Genomic DNA, 17,627 nt, shown 5'->3' with positions numbered 1-17,627 from the left:
ACAAATCGCTCTCTAAACCGATATAAAGCATAACGGCTATAATACATTTAGCTTTTCATGATATAGGAGTGATAGATTTGCACATCAATGCGGATAAAAATACGATTACCCCTACTACATTACCTGCTGCAACGAAAGTATATGCGGCGAAGGTACAAAACCCTGTTGAAACGAAAGTGAATCAGCGAGATACATTGGAGCTGTCAAACATCAACAAAGTGATGAGAGGTGTACTTAGCGCAGATGTCGGGACGGCCTCTCATACGACGTTGTATGTAGATAATTCCACATTTCAAAAGATCGCAACATACTCGACTAATCATCCTGAAACCCGGTGGTCCGAGATAGGTGTTGATGAAAACAAGCGCTGGATTGTTGTCAATGGACAGCGTTTTGAATCGCCCATAAGTGAAGAAGAAAAAGCCATGCGAAAAAGAGCGCAAATGACACTTGGAGATTATCTAGAGGAGCATGAAGAGAATAAAAAAGAGAAGACTCCTAAAGAAAAAGTGACACTCAATTTCCTTACTGGAAACGCTGAGGCGCAAGCAAGTACAGACCCTAAAATAACAAGTCTGCTGCAGAATGAAAAAGTGATGGATATGTTGAAAAACATTTCAAAGGCATCAAAAGGACAACTGGTAGTTTCTATTTAGTATGCATGCATTTCAGTGTTAAAAAACCTAGGACATTTGTTTTGGATGCCGAGCTTAAGAACTGGATTTCTAGCGAAGTGAATAAATACGAATGGAAAAGTTAAAAATCACCTTTATAAGAGACCATTCAAAACTACGGGAATTGGTTAGTGTACAGATGATTTTATAGTCATACCTTTATAGCGAACTTCTTTGCTGGAGACCTTTGAGTTCGTCCCCTAGAATGAACCGAAAACGCTAAATTTAAAGACCTTTGCGTAGTTCATCTGAATACGCAAAGGTCTTCTTTCGTTAACTAGTCTTTATTTAGTTTGATTCGATAGGAAAGACAGCTGGAGAGAGAGGCTGTCTCTGTATATATCCATTTATCGAAATCCATAGCGCCACCTGGGAAAATGCCAGTGATTGTCAGTCCGGCTTTTTTGCACATCGCACTTATCTCGTCGATTGCATAACAACGCAACGATTGTGTAACGACTTCTTCGGGGTTTTCATTATGCCACCAGCTGTCGATCATTCGACAGTTTTCCTCATCAAATGAATAGATACGTTCCGCATCGTCAATCTTCATCTTTTGCCCAGCTGCAATGGTGCGCCAGTAGTCTGGGGTATAGATGTCAATGAGTGCGCAGCCGTCATCTTTCATCCAGGTTTTCATCCGATTCAGAAGCATCAGTTGGTCGTCATCCGTACCGATGCCAAAGCCGTCGAAATAGCTGACGACGTCAAATTGGGTAGGAAACGTATATGTGTAAAAATCGCCGAGATGAACGTCAATCGTTTTCGGTGAACGAAGTTTTGAAGCAACGACTAATTCAGGGACTAGTTCCAACGTAGTCATCGAGATACCACGAGCGTCCAAAGCCCTGGCGATACTGCCGATTCCTGCACCAATATCAAGCATTGATTCGAAATTGTTGCCAATCTGCTCTTCGATTTTCTCTGCATCTTTCTCCAAGTAACTAGTCATTTCCGATTCAATGTCACGTAACCATTCAAATTGATATTTATAAAAGGGGATGACCCATTCGTTAGTTGTCATGTTTATTCCTCCTGTAATTTTTTCTCATTACAGGTCGTTAGTTAAGTTACGGATGCCCATATACGATCGCTCCTCTCGTCTTCATTGTACAAAGAGCGGGATCGAACTACAAGTCTATTCGGAAAATTTAGGAGTGTTTACCAAAAGATAAGTGTAATTTGCTTTAAATCATCTAGACGCTGATAGAACAATGAAAACGCTCCGATTTCTTTGTCACAGTCCCCATGAATCGTATATTCTCCCATCATCTCGTGTTAATAAAGTCAGTACGGACAAATAGAATCGCTCTATATGCCCGTTCGTGTGGAAAATAAGCTAGAACGGTCAAATAGGATTGCTCTATTTGCCCGTGCGCGCTGAAATCAAGTCAGAACGGTCAAATAGAATCGCTCTATATGCCCGTTCGCGTGGAAATGAAGCTAGAACGGTCAAATAGAATCGCTCTATATGCCCGTGCGCGTGGAAATCAAGTCAGTACGGTCAAATAGAATAGCTTTATATGCCCGTGCGGGTGTAAATAAAGCTAGAACGGTCAAATAGAATCGCTTGTGCCCGTGCGCGCTGAAATCAAGTCAGAACGGTCAAATAGAATCGCTCTATTTGCCCGTGCGCGTAGAAAATAAGCTAGTACGGTCAAATAGAATCACTCTATATGCCAGAGCGTGTGGAAATGAAGCTGGTATTATGGTGCCTGTCACTCATTCATTCGTGAAAGTTTAAACATTTATGTTTGTTCTGGTTTACGTGAATGTTTGAGTGACTGGCACCGCATTTTAGCACCGCATTTTAATGTTGTTGGCAAGGGTGTTAATGGTGTAGAACAACTAGAGCAATATACTAGTGGTAATTACTATAATTACTTTTACAATAGTTGGTCTAATTCTAGCGTTGCAGATGTTGCGCTTCAGTAGCATAGTTACATCGAAGGTTTAAGGTCGACTGCACCTACATGGACAGAATTTTATAATTATATATATTAATTTTAAGACTAATTCATGGAGTTTAATACAAAGCATTTACATCCTAAAAGAGAAATCTCTCTCTTAGGATGTATTCTCATTCATACAAGTGTTAAACTTTTATGTATGCACATGAGCTATAAAAAAGTATAAAAGTAGAAGAGGGGAAGAGGGGAAGAGGGGAACCATCCTGCGAAAACGTTTAACTATTATATTGATTGTACTATTAATACCGCTACCTTTTCTTTATGATTTACTACCGGCACTTCAAGGTCTTATTTCATTTTTGTTCGTTTTAAGTGTAGGTTGCTTATTCTGGAGTGCTTTGGACTTCAGAAAGATTAAGAAACGAGATAAGAAAGAGTTATTTAGATTAATTTGCCTATTGTTCCTTTTTTGCATTTCTATTTATATCTTTTATTTCGCTGATTTTTAAGAAAATAAAATAATTGAATTATACTAATGTACAATGACATAAAAGTAGGTACAAAAAAAACTTTTAGAAACACGGTATTATACTGAAAATGCACATGCTTTTTTGTTTTCTGGAAAGTACAAGAAACTACGTACATTACCAACCAAGGACAAAAAATGCGTACAAGTAGTATATCAAAAGATCAGTATTACACATTTTGAGATAAGGATTGCAATAAATTGACGTAGAAAAATTTATGTACATACTTTTTCGTCGTTGTACAACTAAGAAGAGAAGGCGAGTGATGTGCCCGTGCGCGTTGAAAATAAGCTAGTACGGTCACATAGAATTGCTCTTTGAAAGGGGTACCTGGTTCTCATTGAATTTCGAATAGAACCCGGTACCTAAAATTCATCCCCATCCGTCTCACTTGGCCGTTCAAAGTTAACAATCGTAACTTTTGACACACGTACTTTCTGGCCTTCATTCAGCTGAACGACACTCTGAGAGTTTGTCAATCCGCCCGCCGTCAATTCAAATAGTTGCGGGTCTTCTCCTAATGTTTGAATGACAGACACCGTATTCATCTGGTACAGGTACCTTTACAAGGAGTTGGAAGTAATGCCGTTGACTTTTGCACACCCGGCAGTAGCCTTGCCTTTTTCAAGAAATAGTAAGTACGTTAATTTTTTAGCACTTGTTTTGGGAAGTATGGCGCCAGATTTCGAGTATTTTCTTAGAGGGAAGCCGAATGGTGAGATTGGTCATACATTTGTTGGTTTTTTAGTCTTAAATCTTCCGATCGTTCTAATCGTCTATTTCGTTTATCTTACATATATTCATAAGGCGTTATTTAGCCATCTGCCATCTATACTGCAAGATACTTACTCACAAAAGGTAGACTCTTCTAGGTGGTTAAAAGCGGTTGTGTTTTTATATTCTGCATTGTTTGGAATGCTAACCCATGTCGTCTGGGATTCGTTTACTCATGTAAGTGGTTATATGGTGAAGAAATTATCCTTTCTATCCAATACTGTTCATTTTTTGAGCTTTGACATTCCAATTTTCAAGATTCTCCAGCATGGTAGCACGCTTGTTGGTATCGCATTGATTATAGGATATATGTATTTTAGAACTGCAAAGAATAGATGTACTCGTAATAAGACCGCTACTTCACAGCAGAAAATCATTTACTGGGGCCTAATCGCTTTGTTGGCTGCATTTTTGTTCGGTTCATGGTCTTTTTATGATGAAGTTTCGATTAAACTTTATGGTGTTTTAGTTGTTCGAATCATAGACTCAGCATTGATTAGTTTGTTGCTTGTTTCATTGATCTTTAATGTCCTTAATAAGATGAAAATGGGCAGTTCTTTATTCAATAGATTTTATTAAAGCAAGACTTTAATCTGTTCCACACGCCCTGTATATTAGGGTTCAATCTGTATCAGCTAATTTAATGATTCAATGCTATTCCGTTTCGCATCGTGTTTTCTCGTGAATGTTATTTTGTTGGCAATTTAATTGAAGTTCTTTTCGAGATAAACGCGGATGATACTCCACCTGATTTACCATAGGTTCTATTTGCGCATCCTTTATCAAGTCTTCAAGATGAATTTTGAAATTACTTACGCCGACTGCTTTACCTTTTCCCTCAATGCGAGAATGCAGAAATAACACGAGCTGTTAATAAGAGGCTAACACTTGTTGCGACCGCAGCCAAACTGTTGCCGATTATAAAGACAACCATAACCCATAATAGTACATGTATAAGTACCTTCAAAAAAAGCCCTGATAAGTAAATCTTCAGGGCTTTTTTGATATGTTTCTCGAAAGAGTTAGAATATTTAATGGATTCATTGACACTGTGTGAATAAAGTATTAAAGTACTTTGCATAACATATTATTACCAATTCGTTATGTAAAGGTTATATTGAATGTTTTTCAAAATACTGATTGAGAAGAGGAGAGTCTATATGAGTGATCAAAATGTCTTTGATGTAACGATTATTGGCGGTGGGCCTGTTGGATTATTTACTGCATTTTATGCGGGGATGCGGAAAATGTCCGTGAACATTATTGAAAGTCTACCGCAACTAGGCGGACAGCTCACGGCTTTGTATCCTGAAAAGTATATTTACGATATCGCTGGATTTCCGAAAATTAGTGGCCAGGCATTAATCGATAATCTTCTGGATCAAATGGCACAATTTAATCCGACAATCACGCTGGAACAAGCTGTTCAACAAGTGGAAAAAATGGAGGATGGTTTTTTTAAACTGACTACGAATCGAGCAATCCATTTTTCAAAGGCGATTATTATGACAGCGGGAAATGGTGCATTTCAACCGAAAAAAATTGAACTTGAATCTGCGGAGAAATATGAAGGGAAGAACTTGCATTATTTCATACGGGATTTGCACTACTTTGCGGGTCGGAATGTACAAATCTTTGGCGGAGGAGATTCGGCAGTTGACTGGTCGTTAATGCTTGAACCAATTGCTGAGAAAGTGACCCTTATACACAGAAGAGAGAAATTCCGTGCCCATGAAGCAAGTGTGGAAAAAGTAATGAATTCATCTGTGGAGATCAAGACCCCGTTCATACCGATTGAATTTATCGGTGAGGATCAGATCGAACAAGTTGTACTTGAAAAAGTGAAGAGCGACCAAGAAGAAGTCATTGATGTGGATGATGTGATCGTAAACTATGGATTCGTTTCCTCGCTAGGTTCGATCAGTGAGTGGGGGCTCCACATAGTGAAAAATAGTATTGTCGTTAATTCGAAAATGGAAACGTCTATTGAAGGCATTTATGCAGCGGGTGATATATGCACGTATGAAGGGAAAGTGAAGCTGATAGCCAGTGGGTTTGGCGAGGCTACGACAGCAGTGAGTAATGCAAAGGTGTATATCGATCCAACAGCAAAAGTTCAAGCGGTTCATAGTACGACACTTATGGAACAAGCGGAAAATAAGAAAGAGAAAGGAACACATAATCGTAGTGAAATAGCTTCTAATCAAGGGTGCTAAATAGAATTTTAATTTGTTAGAATACATTTGCATTTCATAAGTTAATGCACTATACTGATTTCAAGTATAACGAATTAGTACTAAATCGTTACATTACTGTTATATACAATAAGGAAATGACATATCTTCATTTAAGGGAGGGATTAGATGACGACTCAACACAATCGGGCTGATGAGGATTTGTTGGCCCGCTTTATGGAACGTATCGAGGCGGGGGATAAGATTGAAGCAGATGATTGGATGCCGGAAGAATACAGACTGACCTTGATTAAATTGATTTCCATGCATGGAATGAGCGAAATTATGGGAGCGCTTCCAGAGAAGGAATGGGTACCGAAAGCACCATCCCTAGGGCGGAAACTTGGGATCATGGCGAAGGTGCAAGATGAGATGGGGCATGGCCAGCTGCTGCTTCGTGTCACAGAAGACTTGCTAAAACCATACGGTAAAAATCGTGGAGATTTAATGCAGGACTTATTTAATGGGGACTTGAAATTCCATAACGTGTTCCATATGGAGACGAAAACGTGGGCGGATGCTGGAATCATCGGCTGGCTTGTTGACGGAGCAGCTATTATTACACAGACGGATATGCTCGGGGCTTCCTATGGACCTTATGCAAGGGCGCTGCAACGCATTTGTGCCGAAGAAGTGTTTCATGCGCAACATGGTGAGTCAATCATCATGGCGTTAGCTGAAGGAACGGATGAACAAAAAGCGATGATCCAAGAAGCTTTGAACCGATGGTGGGATTCATTGCTCATGTTCTTTGGACCAGCAAGCAAAGAAACAACCGGGTCATCGAAGCAAGACGTAACGATTAAATATAAAATTCGAACAAAAACAAATGAAGACTTCAGACAAATCTTTTTTGACAAATACATTCCCCGGATATTATCGCTTGGGTTAACTATTCCGGATCCAACTTTCCACTACGAAAACGAAAGTGGTTTATGGTCGTACAAACAACCGGACTGGGAAGAGTTTAAGAGAATCATTAAAAATAAAGGACCCCGCTCACAAGCACGCCTGAACTTACGCCGGACTTCTTATGAAAATAATGCATGGGTGCGTGATGCTTTGAGTGCAACAGTCAATTAACGAAAGGAGTCAGCGTAAATGGCCGAAGAGCAATCATTTTATCAAGAATACGAAGTTTTTAGCAAACGGACACCCGCTGCGACATTCCAGTACCAATTCAGTTTACTGGCTCCAAACGAAGAAATGGCACTCGTTTTGGCTCAGGAAAATTTCATGCGACGTGAACCGGTTGTCGACATTTGGATTGTGAATCGAAAGCATATTCGAAAGATGGATGAAGAGGAAAAATTGACGCTTCGCAGACTGGATAATAAAGAGTATCGTACGACAAAAGGGTACGGCTACTTGAAGAAAAAATGGCGTCACTATGAACAGGAAATCTTGGATGAAAAAGAAATCTTGTCATGGGGAGGAAAGCGGAAATGAGCGAAATTGAAAACGGAGTGACTGCGGAAAACAACGATGCGATAACGAGCTTGTTGTTCCAATTGGCGGATGATGATTTCCTGTATGCGTACCGGGGATCTGAGTGGCTCGGACTCGCTCCACATATTGAGGAAGATGTCGCTTCTTCATCGATTAGCCAAGATAGTATGGGGCATGCAGCGATGTACTATCAACTTCTCGAAGAGTTAGGGGTCGGAAATGCAGATGAATTAGCTCATATTCGCCCGTCGCAAGATCGAAGAAACAGCATTTTGACAGAGCGGGTAAACGGTGAAGGCTATTACATGGAAACACCGAAATATGATTGGGCCTATCAAGTGGTCAGAAGTTATTTTTACACACAGGCAAAAAAAGTGAAAGTGGATTCGTTATGCCAAAGTTCGTATCAGCCACTTGCTGAAGTTGCGGTAAAAGTGAGGATGGAACTTTATTATCACAGATTGCATTGGGAAACGTGGTTTAAGCAATTGTTCAGTTCTACCGAAGAGGCAAAAAAGCGAATGAATGAAGCTATGACGCTAGTTATGAATGACTTTGGAGATATGTTCTCCTTTGGCAATCAAAAACAAGCCATTGAAACATATAAGTTGATAGACAGTGAGGAACGATTGAAGAAAAACTGGCTAACGAGCATTCAACCGGTGTTTGCTGCGCTTCAAATGGATGTACCGGCAATCCCAGAAACGCTTGCGAATAATGGAAGGAATGGCGAGCATACAGTAGACCTGGATGAAGCTCTGCTTACGCTTTCTGAAGTGTACAAGGTAGATCCGGTCGCTTCCTGGTAACTGGAAGAGGAAAGAGGTGAAGAGCATGGCTGTTTCTGAAAGCGTTTCCACAGGTCGTGTTTTTGACATGTTAATGACTGTAAAAGATCCAGAAATTGATTCTGTCAGCATAATGGACCTTGGTATGGTTGAAAAAGTCACGACCTTGGGGAATACCGTCACCGTCGTTTTACTTCCGACATTTTTAGGATGCCCGGCATTAGAAGTTATTAAGAAAAATACGATAGACGCAATTCAACAACTGCCAGAAGTGGAAGATGTCGAAGTGGAATTCGTCTTTCATCCGCCGTGGACATCAGATCGTATTACAGAAGAAGGCCAAAAGAATCTGCGTGCATTTGGAATAGCTCCGCCCCCACGCCACTTTGCAGAAGACGGTTCATGGCATGTGGATTGTGCCTATTGCGGTTCCACATATGTAACAATGGAAAACATTTTCGGGCCGACTGCTTGCAGAAGTATTTTGTATTGTAAGAGCTGTAAAAATGTATTTGAAGCAATGAAACCCGTTTCAACACTAATGTAAAGTGAGGAGAAAAGAAAATGGCTAAATTAATCGCACTGTACAAACACCCTGAAAACAAAGAGGAATTCGATCATCATTACTTCAACGTTCACGCGCCAATCACAGCGAAAATTCCGGGACTTCGTGAAATGAAAGTGACAAAATTTACAGGATCTCCAATGGGCGGAGAGGGCAAATATTATCTTATGTGTGAGATGGTTTATGACAGTTTGGAAGAGTTGCAGCAGGGGGTAAGTTCACCCGAAGGAAAAGCGTCCGGGAAGGACTTAATGGGGTTTGCACGTGATCTTGTTACGTTAATGATCGGTGAAGATGCGTAATGACCCGTTTCGAATATCTTGAAACGTCCATAGAGGGAAACGGTGTAGCTGTCATCTATCTGAATCGCCCCCGTCAGTTAAACTCGTTAAATCGAAAAATGGTCAGTGAAATCGTCGCAGCGATGGAAGACTATGATCGTGATGAAAACGTCCGTGTCATTGTACTGACAGGCGTTGGACGCGCTTTTTCAGCGGGAGCAGATATTGATGAAATGACAACTGACGACCCGATTAGTCTCGAATTATTGAACCAATTTGCGGATTGGGACCGTCTAACACTTATTAAAAAACCAATCATCGGTGCTGTTAAAGGATTTGTTTTCGGTGGGGGCTTCGAGCTTGCCCTCTCTTGTGATCTATTAATCTCAGCTAGCGGCACACAGTTTTCATTTCCGGAAGTAGGGCTTGGCGTCATGCCAGGAGCGGGAGGTACGCAGCGGTTGACGAAACTGGCTGGCCGAACGAAAGCGATTGAATGGCTATGGACAGGAGAGAGGTTTTCCGCCGAAGTGGCTCTTACACACGGAGTCATCAACAAAATCGTTGCACCCGAGCTTTTAATGGAAGAAACGCTGAAGTTCGCTAATCGACTCGCTACACAACCGCCGCTTTCGTTGCGCCTCATTAAAGATTCGGTCAATAAAGCAGTGGATTATTCTTTATATGAAGGTATGCAATATGAACGGAAAAACTTCTATTTGCTTTTCGCTTCACAGGATCAAAAAGAAGGTATGAATGCTTTTGTGGGAAAAAGAAAACCGGAGTACCGGGGGAAGTAAGGAGGTTGCTGAATGACTGAAACAATTCGCTATGAGATCGCAGATGGCATTGCATGGATCTATTTAAATAGACCCGACAAACTGAACGCCTTTGTTGCACAGATGAACCGTGAAGTGAAGGAGGCAGTTAAATCTGCTTCCAATGATGATGAAGTTCGTTGCATTGTCCTAACGGGCGAAGGACGAGCATTTTGTTCCGGACAGGATCTAGCGGAAGTCGATGAAAACATGGATCACGGCCAAGTATTACGAGACCATTATGGGCCGATGATCAAACAAATTAGAGACTGTGAAAAACCGATTATTGCCGCTGTAAATGGCGTTGCAGCTGGTGCGGGCTTCAGCCTTGCACTTGCTTGCGACTTCAGACTGATTGCAGAACGGGCAAGTTTTGTAAACGCCTTTATTCATGTCGGTCTTATTCCAGACTCCGGCAATCTCTATTATCTGACACAACTTGTAGGACATGCGAAAGCAACGGAACTAGCCATGTTAGGAGAAAAAGTGACTGCTGCTGACGCTGTGGAAATGGGCCTTGCGAATCGACTAATTCCAATGGATACATGGGAAGAAGACGTTACCGCGTTTGCAGCCCGGCTAGCTGCTTTGCCAACAAAAGCACTCGGGTTGATCAAGCGTTCATTGAAGGCAACAACGACACTATCATTTGAAGACTACCTTGAACAAGAAGCTCAAGGACAGCGGATCGCGGGTCTCACAAAGGATCATCGTGAAGGTGTTACCGCATTCATGGAAAAAAGAAAACCTGTCTACTCGGGACAATAGGAGGAATCATTCAATGACGACAATTCAAGAAGGAACGACAGAGCGTGAATCAATGAAGCGTGACTACTATAAGCTTTTTATAAACGGTGAACAAGTCGATGGAAGCAATGGGGAACGCACAAAAATTTATAATCCTGCGACGGGTGAACTGTTAGCTGAAGTGGCAAAAGCGACGAAAGAAGACGCTGAAAAAGCGGTTCAAGCGGCGAGGGATTCGTTTGATAATGGGAAGTGGAAAATCACTCCGGCCGGACGTCGTGCGCGTGTGTTGAATAAAATTGCGGAAATTATGGGCTCAAGATTCAATGAGCTTGTGGAACTCGAAATTTTGAATACAGGAAAATCACTTGCAGCTGCGAAAGGGCAGATTGCTCAAGCGATTGAGGACTTTGAATTTTATGCGGGCGCTATCGTTGGACACGGTGGATCTGTAAACAACGTGCCTGGGCAATTCCATAACTACACAGAAAAAGAGCCGCTTGGTGTGTGTGCGCAAATTATTCCGTGGAACTATCCGTTGATGATGGCTGCTTGGAAGATTGCACCGGCAATTGCTGCAGGATGTTCTGTCGTTATTAAGCCAGCATCATTAACGCCGCTTACAGCGATTGTTCTTGGAGAAATTTGTCATGAAGCAGGCGTTCCGGCAGGTGTTGTCAACATTCTACCTGGATCTGGTTCAGAGATCGGCAACTACTTGGTCGAACATGAACGCGTGAATAAAGTGGCGTTCACAGGTTCAACGTCCATCGGAAAAGACATTATGGCAAGAGCGGCAGGAACAGTCAAACGCGTCACACTGGAACTTGGCGGGAAATCACCAAGCCTTGTTTTTGAGGATGCCGATATTGAGGCAGCTGTCGATGGTTCACTCTACGGTGCATTCAATAACACGGGTCAATCTTGCGATGCACGTACACGCGTCTATATACATGAAAATGTTTACGACGAGTTCGTTGAGAAATTTATTGCGAAAACTGAAAAACTTGTAATTGGGGATCCATTTAGTAAAGAAACACATATGGGGGCAGTTATTGATCAAGCTCAGTTGGACACTGTGAAAAGCTATGTTCAATCTGCAATCGACGAAGGCGCTGAGATTCTAACAGGCGGTAAAGAATTGAAACCGGAAGGCTATGAAAACGGATTTTGGTATGCGCCGACCATTATCGGCAACGTCACACAAGACATGAAAGTTGTTCGTGAAGAAATTTTCGGACCAGTTGTCGTCGTCTCTAAATTCAAAAATGAAAAAGAGGCAATTGCCTTAGCAAATGACTCGGATTACGGGCTAGCCTCTTCTATCTGGTCGACAAATACGGCAACGACAACACGTGTCGCGAACCAAATTCAAGCGGGAATCGTAATGATCAACACACCGTTCTCCGCATTCCCAGGTACTCCATTCGGCGGCTACAAACAATCCGGATTCGGCCGAGAACTGTCAGCCGGTTCGCTTGATCTATACACTGAAACGAAAAGCATCATGTCCTACTTCGGCAGTCGGCCAGTCAATCCTTTTGGTCTATGAAAAGCACAAGGCGCCGTTAAGGCTCGACAGGCGCTGGAGGCCCTGCCGAAAAGGCGCTCTTTGCCTTATCGTCAGGACCGAAGCGACCCGAGAGCCTGGCGCCTGGAGCTAGACAATAAGAAAAACGCAAGTCGCCGTTAAGGCTCGACAGGCGCTGGAGGCCCTGCCGAAAAGGCGCTCTTTGCCTTATCGTCAGGACCGAAGCGACCCGAGAGCCTGGCGCCTGGAGCTAGACAATAAGAAAAGCGTAAGGCGCCGTTAAGGCTCGACAGGCGCTGGAGGCCCTGCCGAAAAGGCGCTCTTTGCCTTATCGTCAGGACCGAAGCGACCCGAGAGCCTGGCGCCTGGAGCTAGACAATAAAAAAAGCATGTTTTATAAAAACGGACAGGAATGTATGATTTCCTGTCCGTATTCTTTCATTATAAAGAGGAGGCAAACGAATGATTGAGCGAATCGTTGTAGTCGGTTCCGGCGTGATGGGCAGGGGGATTGCCTATGTAGGCGCCGTTGGTCGGTACGCAGTTACACTTGTCGATAGTAATGAAACTGCACTTCAAAATGCAAAGAATGAAATTGAAGTGATTTTCAAAAAAGGAATTCAGTATGGGAAAATTTCAGCAGACGACGCGGAGTATGCGCGTCAAAAAATAGTCTATGAAAATGATCTCACAAAAGCCGTAGGAAACGCTGATTTAATTATAGAAGCCGTACCTGAAATGGCATCGATTAAAAGGCAAGTATTTGAGGAGATGGAGAAACACGCTCCGAAAGAGTGCTATTTCGCAACGAATACTTCTACGATGAGTCCTACGGAAATTGCTTCCTATGGTAAACGTCCTGGGAAAACAATTGCCATGCATTTTTTCAATCCCGTACATAAAATGCCACTTGTAGAAATTGTGAAGGGATTGGAAACGAGCGATGAGACTGTAGAAGTAATTAAACAAGTGGCGGTAAGAATGGGGAAAGAAACGGTTGTCATCAATGAATTCCCAGGATTCGTCACTAGCAGAATTAGTGCACTTGTAGGCAACGAAGCATTTTTCATGCTGCAAGAGGGACTTGGAACACCGGAAGAAATTGATAAGGCAATTAAACTAGGCTTAAATTATCCGATGGGTCCATTTGAACTTGGTGATTTGGTAGGTCTTGATACACGCTTGAATAACTTGAACTATTTGCACGAAAAACTTGGTGAAAAGTACAGGCCCGCACCTCTTTTAGAACAATACGTGAAAGCGGGCCGACTCGGTCGAAAAAGTGGCAAAGGCGTATATGATTATACTACTGAAGATGAGTTGGTGAAAAAATGAGGGAAGTCGTCATAGTGGACGCTGTCCGTACACCAATCGGGCGATACAATGGTGCTCTAAAAGACGTGCGCCCGGATGATTTAGGCGCAGTCGTTATTAAAGCGCTTGTCGAACGGAATCCAAATCTTCCAGTAGAGGAAATTGAAGAAGTTGTTTTCGGAAATGCCAATCAGGCCGGCGAAGATAACCGAAATGTGGCGCGAATGGCCGGCTTATTGGCGGGGCTCCCGGTTGAAGTCGCGGGCACGACGATCAACCGTCTATGTGGTTCAGGACTCGACGCTGTGATGTATGCCGCAAGAGCAATCGCGGTCGGGGATGGGGATATTTACATTGCAGGCGGGACAGAGAGCATGACACGTGCGCCACTTGTGATGGCAAAGCCTGACAAAGCAAATCCCCGCGGCAATATGGAGTTGCAAGATACGACCATTGGGTGGCGTTTCACGAATAGTCGACTAAAAAAAATGTATGGCGCGGACTCAATGCCGCAAACGGCTGAAAACGTTGCACAGCGGTATAACATAACGCGTGAAAGTCAGGATTTATTTGCATATGAAAGCCAGCAACGTGCAAAAAAAGCGATGGAAGAAAATCGGTTCGTGGAGGAAATTGTTCCCGTCGTTTATCAAGACCGGAAAGGGAACGAAATCATTGTGGATCGAGATGAACACCCGCGGCCAGATACGACGCTTGAAAAACTGGCTAAACTGAAGCCGATCTTTGAAGGCGGCACTGTTACCGCAGGCAATGCTTCCGGTGTGAATGATGGGTCAGCTGCATTGCTTCTGATGAGTTCTGAGAAAGCGAAAGAACTTAATCTTACACCACTTGCGCGATATGTGATCGGAGCAACAGCAGGACTTGAACCTGCTGTAATGGGGCTTGGTCCAATTTATGCTTCTAGAAAAGCAATGGAACGGGCAGGACTTACGATGAATGACATAGGGCTTGTTGAATTGAATGAAGCCTTTGCCTCTCAATCCATCGAGTGTATGCGTCAGTTGGAAGTAGACGGCAGTAAAGTGAATGTCAACGGTGGGGCAATCGCTTTTGGGCATCCTTTAGGGGCTAGTGGCGCCCGAATTCTGACGACACTTCTTTATGAAATGAAGAAACAGAACGTTCAATATGGACTGGCGACGATGTGTATCGGGGTAGGCCAGGGAATAGCGGCACTCGTTGAAAATGCAAGTTTCCCGTGTGAAAAGGAGACAGCAAAATGACAACAGTTTTGTATGAAAAAAAGAACAATATTGCCTATGTAACCATTAATCGTGAGAGCATGTTAAATTGCTTTGATTATGAAACCCTTCATCAACTTCAGGAAGTTACGGATTCAATTTCACTCGATCAAGAGGTGCGAGCGGTTATTTTTACGGGCGCAGGCGATAAAGCATTTTCCGCAGGAGCCGATTTGAAAGAACGAAAAACATTGAATGAGATGGAAGTGAAAAGAAATGTTAAGGCAATAAGGGATGCATTCCAAGCGATCGCAAACCTGCCGCAGCCGACAATTGCCGCAGTGAACGGCTATGCTTTTGGAGGTGGTTTTGAATTGATGATTGCTTGCGACTTTTCCATTGCAGTAGAAGGAGTGAAAATGGGACTGACTGAAACGAGTTGGGCGATCATCCCAGGGGCAGGCGGAACACAAAGGCTACCAAGACTTGTAGGGGAGATGAGAGCGAAGGAGCTAATCTTCACCGCCAGAAAGTTCACAGCAGAAGAAGGCTTGAAACTGGGAATCATCCTGGAAGTGGTAGAACGGGAAAACCTACTTGCCGCTTGCGAGCAACTCGCTCTTTCAATGATGGAAAATGGTCCAGTTGCTATTCAACAAGCTAAATATGCAATCACACAAGGGATGAATACGGATTTGCAAACAGGACTTGCAATTGAATCGAAAGCATACGAAATCATCATCCCAACCGAAGATCGACTGGAAGCACTCCAAGCATTCAGTGAAAAAAGAAGTCCGGTATTTAAGGGGAAATGAGTTTTCTTTTACTAATATAACGATATAATGAAAGAAGGGGAATTTATGATATATCTTTAATGAATGAAAAAGAGAGAGTGAGCTTACTTGGCAAATACACAGTCAATGATTTTTACCATATATGGAGACTACATTCGTCATTACGGAAATAAGATTTGGATAGGCAGTTTGATTAGATTATTGAAGGAGTTCGGCCATAATGAACAATCAGTTCGTGTAGCCGTCTCCAGAATGATGAAGCAAGGTTGGCTTAATTCTGAAAAGAAAGGGAATAAAAGCTATTACTTTCTGACTCGCCGCGGAGAATTACGAATTGAAGAAGCGGCGACGCGTATTTTTAAATTGACACCACATGAATGGGATGGAAAATGGCGTATGCTGATGTATACGATTCCTGAAGAGAAAAGGCATATACGTGATGAACTGCGTAAAGAGCTTTTATGGAGCGGCTTTGGAAGTTTTTCGAATGGTTGCTGGATCACACCGAATGACCTTGGGAAAGAAGTAAGCCTTCTTATTGAAAAATATGAGATCCAACCCTACGCGGATCTATTCTTATCCGAATATGAAGGACCGCAGGCGAATCGAGCACTCGTTGAGAAAAGTTGGCCGCTTGAAGAGATTGAAGGGAAGTACCAAGAATTCATTTCAACGTATAGCAATAACTATATTATCCATCAAAGTATGATGAATAATGGGCAAATGACTGATGCGGAATGTTTCGTAGAGAGAACAAAACTTGTGCATGAATACCGAAAGTTCCTTTTTATTGATCCCGGACTGCCGAAAGAGTTGCTGCCCGCAATCTGGAAAGGCAACCATGCTGCCCATTTATTTGAACAATATTATAAGTTGTTGGCGCAATCAGCCAGCAGGTTTTTTGAAGATGTGTTCCAAGAAGATAATGATTTGCGGCGAAAAGACAAATCGTACGATGCAGAAGTCCATCCGCTTATTATTGACTAATCATTTGGAAGATAAAAAATGGTGTCCAAATGGCGATGGATAATTGAAATAACAATAAGAAAATGCCCGGTTTTTATGCCTGAGCATTTTCTTATTTTGCACTATCTATAGTTGGATAGCGATATGAAGACGTTGTTTTCCGTTTCAGCCGGAGGCGTTCTTACTTCTAGTCAAGCATTTTTATTTAAAAGAATACGAAAGCTGAGTAACTTAACAGAGAAACGCTAAGATTTCCGCTCCAGACAGGCGCTTTCCGTGGGGCGGGAGGAAGCCTCCTCGGTCGCAAAAGGCGCGACACTGCGGGGTCTTGCCTATTAAAGTAAATATATGCTCCTTTTCGCTTTGCTTCACTCGCAAAAGCCGTTCTTCGTTACGGCTCTCGCTATCTCCGACAGGAGTCGCCTGTCTTCCGCTCCGATCAACTTAGAGAGTAATCGCGCCCGAATCCGGGATATTCCATCACTAACAGAACACATTAACTTGTATCACTTAAAGAAGTGTGTTTTCCGCATAACTGTGGTAAAGTGGAGATATACTAAAGAAGACCGAGTGCGCGAACACCCGGTCAATGCAGCTGACATCCGCATGAAGTGCGGCTGACCAGTTGAAAAGATGTTTGAACTGAAAAAGTAACCATCTCATCTACTTGGGTCGTAGCGGAGGGTGGTTACTTTTTTCTATTGGTGGATAGAGCAATCATCGCGGCGATAGCTGTTAGCATTGCCGCCAGGAACATTCCAAATTGGAATAGCATGTTCATCGCTTCGTATGTCACCATATAAACACCCCCTTTCACAAGGGAGTGCCAACCGCCCATCCGCTGTATGTAGCTGCTACTGTAATTCTATCACCTAATCAACATTTGAAAAAGCTAGACGTAAAGTTTTCAAGAATCGCGCCGTTAACGGGATAGTGGTTCTAAACCGTTGATCTGCGCTGCAGCCGGACGTGTTCCGGAGGGCGGGCGATGAACCACACCTCTCCGCTTCGCTCCGCTTCGCTTCGCTCCGAAGGGTGTTTCACCTGTCA

The 17,627-nt window shown here is 42.8% G+C and carries 18 protein-coding genes and 1 pseudogene; 15 read left to right on the top strand and 4 right to left on the bottom strand.

Annotated elements, in window-relative coordinates; translation table 11 throughout:
- Positions 1 to 77 precede the first annotated feature (77 nt).
- Entirely contained in the window at positions 78 to 656 is a 579-nt protein-coding gene (locus tag QWT69_RS13735; RefSeq protein WP_317966523.1) for a hypothetical protein, read from the top strand.
- Between the two features lie 295 nt (positions 657 to 951).
- Here QWT69_RS13735 and QWT69_RS13730 read toward each other — a convergent pair whose 3' ends face one another.
- Complete coding sequence (locus tag QWT69_RS13730) at positions 952 to 1,698, bottom strand: class I SAM-dependent methyltransferase (protein WP_317966521.1); 747 nt, start codon at positions 1,696 to 1,698, stop codon at positions 952 to 954.
- Positions 1,699 to 3,476: 1,778 nt separating this feature from the next.
- Positions 3,477 to 3,659, bottom strand: coding sequence for a hypothetical protein (locus QWT69_RS13725; protein ID WP_317966519.1), 183 nt, complete (start codon positions 3,657 to 3,659; stop codon positions 3,477 to 3,479).
- 34 nt (positions 3,660 to 3,693) lie between these two features.
- Between QWT69_RS13725 and QWT69_RS13720 the strand changes: the two genes are divergently transcribed.
- Positions 3,694 to 4,464 carry a DUF4184 family protein gene (locus tag QWT69_RS13720; RefSeq protein WP_317966517.1) on the top strand — a complete coding sequence of 257 codons (771 nt, stop codon included), beginning with the start codon at positions 3,694 to 3,696 and terminating at the stop codon, positions 4,462 to 4,464.
- Between the two features lie 105 nt (positions 4,465 to 4,569).
- On the opposite strand, the pseudogene QWT69_RS13715 reads toward QWT69_RS13720, so the two are convergent.
- Positions 4,570 to 4,725 (bottom strand): annotated as a pseudogene (locus QWT69_RS13715) (aldo/keto reductase); the annotation flags it as partial.
- Between the two features lie 320 nt (positions 4,726 to 5,045).
- Here QWT69_RS13715 and QWT69_RS13710 point away from each other — a divergent pair.
- The 13 genes from QWT69_RS13710 to paaX all read left to right on the top strand — a co-directional run bounded on the left by QWT69_RS13710 (position 5,046) and on the right by paaX (position 16,598).
- Complete coding sequence (locus QWT69_RS13710; RefSeq protein WP_317966515.1) at positions 5,046 to 6,101, top strand: NAD(P)/FAD-dependent oxidoreductase; 1,056 nt, start codon at positions 5,046 to 5,048, stop codon at positions 6,099 to 6,101.
- Positions 6,102 to 6,248: 147 nt separating this feature from the next.
- On the top strand, positions 6,249 to 7,202 hold the full coding sequence (gene paaA / locus QWT69_RS13705) for a 1,2-phenylacetyl-CoA epoxidase subunit PaaA (protein WP_317966514.1): 954 nt from the start codon (positions 6,249 to 6,251) through the stop codon (positions 7,200 to 7,202).
- An 18-nt stretch (positions 7,203 to 7,220) separates the two neighbouring features.
- Positions 7,221 to 7,568 (top strand): 1,2-phenylacetyl-CoA epoxidase subunit PaaB, encoded by a 348-nt coding sequence (paaB, locus tag QWT69_RS13700; protein WP_317966513.1) that lies wholly within the window; start codon positions 7,221 to 7,223, stop codon positions 7,566 to 7,568.
- On the top strand, positions 7,565 to 8,377 hold the full coding sequence (gene paaC / locus QWT69_RS13695; RefSeq protein WP_317966511.1) for a 1,2-phenylacetyl-CoA epoxidase subunit PaaC: 813 nt from the start codon (positions 7,565 to 7,567) through the stop codon (positions 8,375 to 8,377). Before paaB ends, paaC begins: the two co-directional genes overlap by 4 nt.
- Before the next feature lie 25 nt (positions 8,378 to 8,402).
- Positions 8,403 to 8,903, top strand: a complete 501-nt coding sequence (paaD, locus tag QWT69_RS13690) for a 1,2-phenylacetyl-CoA epoxidase subunit PaaD (RefSeq protein ID WP_317966509.1) — start codon at positions 8,403 to 8,405, stop codon at positions 8,901 to 8,903.
- A 17-nt stretch (positions 8,904 to 8,920) separates the two neighbouring features.
- Complete coding sequence (locus QWT69_RS13685) at positions 8,921 to 9,223, top strand: EthD family reductase (RefSeq protein WP_317966506.1); 303 nt, start codon at positions 8,921 to 8,923, stop codon at positions 9,221 to 9,223.
- A complete protein-coding gene (locus QWT69_RS13680) occupies positions 9,223 to 10,002 on the top strand; it encodes an enoyl-CoA hydratase/isomerase family protein (RefSeq protein WP_317966504.1) in 780 nt (259 codons plus the stop codon). Before QWT69_RS13685 ends, QWT69_RS13680 begins: the two co-directional genes overlap by 1 nt.
- A 12-nt stretch (positions 10,003 to 10,014) precedes the next feature.
- Positions 10,015 to 10,788, top strand: a complete 774-nt coding sequence (locus QWT69_RS13675; protein ID WP_317966502.1) for an enoyl-CoA hydratase-related protein — start codon at positions 10,015 to 10,017, stop codon at positions 10,786 to 10,788.
- A gap of 13 nt (positions 10,789 to 10,801) precedes the next feature.
- Entirely contained in the window at positions 10,802 to 12,319 is a 1,518-nt protein-coding gene (locus QWT69_RS13670) for an aldehyde dehydrogenase family protein (protein ID WP_317966500.1), read from the top strand.
- Positions 12,320 to 12,760: 441 nt separating this feature from the next.
- Complete coding sequence (locus tag QWT69_RS13665) at positions 12,761 to 13,633, top strand: 3-hydroxyacyl-CoA dehydrogenase (RefSeq protein ID WP_317966498.1); 873 nt, start codon at positions 12,761 to 12,763, stop codon at positions 13,631 to 13,633.
- Positions 13,630 to 14,859, top strand: a complete 1,230-nt coding sequence (locus QWT69_RS13660) for an acetyl-CoA C-acyltransferase (protein ID WP_317966496.1) — start codon at positions 13,630 to 13,632, stop codon at positions 14,857 to 14,859. Before QWT69_RS13665 ends, QWT69_RS13660 begins: the two co-directional genes overlap by 4 nt.
- Positions 14,856 to 15,632, top strand: a complete 777-nt coding sequence (locus QWT69_RS13655) for an enoyl-CoA hydratase-related protein (protein ID WP_317966494.1) — start codon at positions 14,856 to 14,858, stop codon at positions 15,630 to 15,632. The genes QWT69_RS13660 and QWT69_RS13655 overlap by 4 nt, the downstream gene beginning before the upstream one ends.
- A gap of 105 nt (positions 15,633 to 15,737) precedes the next feature.
- Positions 15,738 to 16,598: a phenylacetic acid degradation operon negative regulatory protein PaaX gene (paaX, locus tag QWT69_RS13650; RefSeq protein ID WP_317971111.1), complete on the top strand. Its 861-nt coding sequence runs from the start codon at positions 15,738 to 15,740 to the stop codon at positions 16,596 to 16,598.
- A gap of 667 nt (positions 16,599 to 17,265) precedes the next feature.
- On the opposite strand, the gene QWT69_RS13645 is transcribed toward paaX, so the two are convergent.
- Positions 17,266 to 17,376 carry a putative holin-like toxin gene (locus tag QWT69_RS13645; RefSeq protein ID WP_317966492.1) on the bottom strand — a complete coding sequence of 37 codons (111 nt, stop codon included), beginning with the start codon at positions 17,374 to 17,376 and terminating at the stop codon, positions 17,266 to 17,268.
- Between the last annotated feature and the right edge of the window lie 251 nt (positions 17,377 to 17,627).

Origin of the sequence: Sporosarcina oncorhynchi (assembly GCF_033304615.1) — a bacterium.
GTDB classification, from domain to species: domain Bacteria; phylum Bacillota; class Bacilli; order Bacillales_A; family Planococcaceae; genus Sporosarcina; species Sporosarcina oncorhynchi.
The sequence above is the reverse complement of the archived record's forward strand: the minus strand, read 5'-3'. Positions and strand labels throughout refer to the sequence as shown.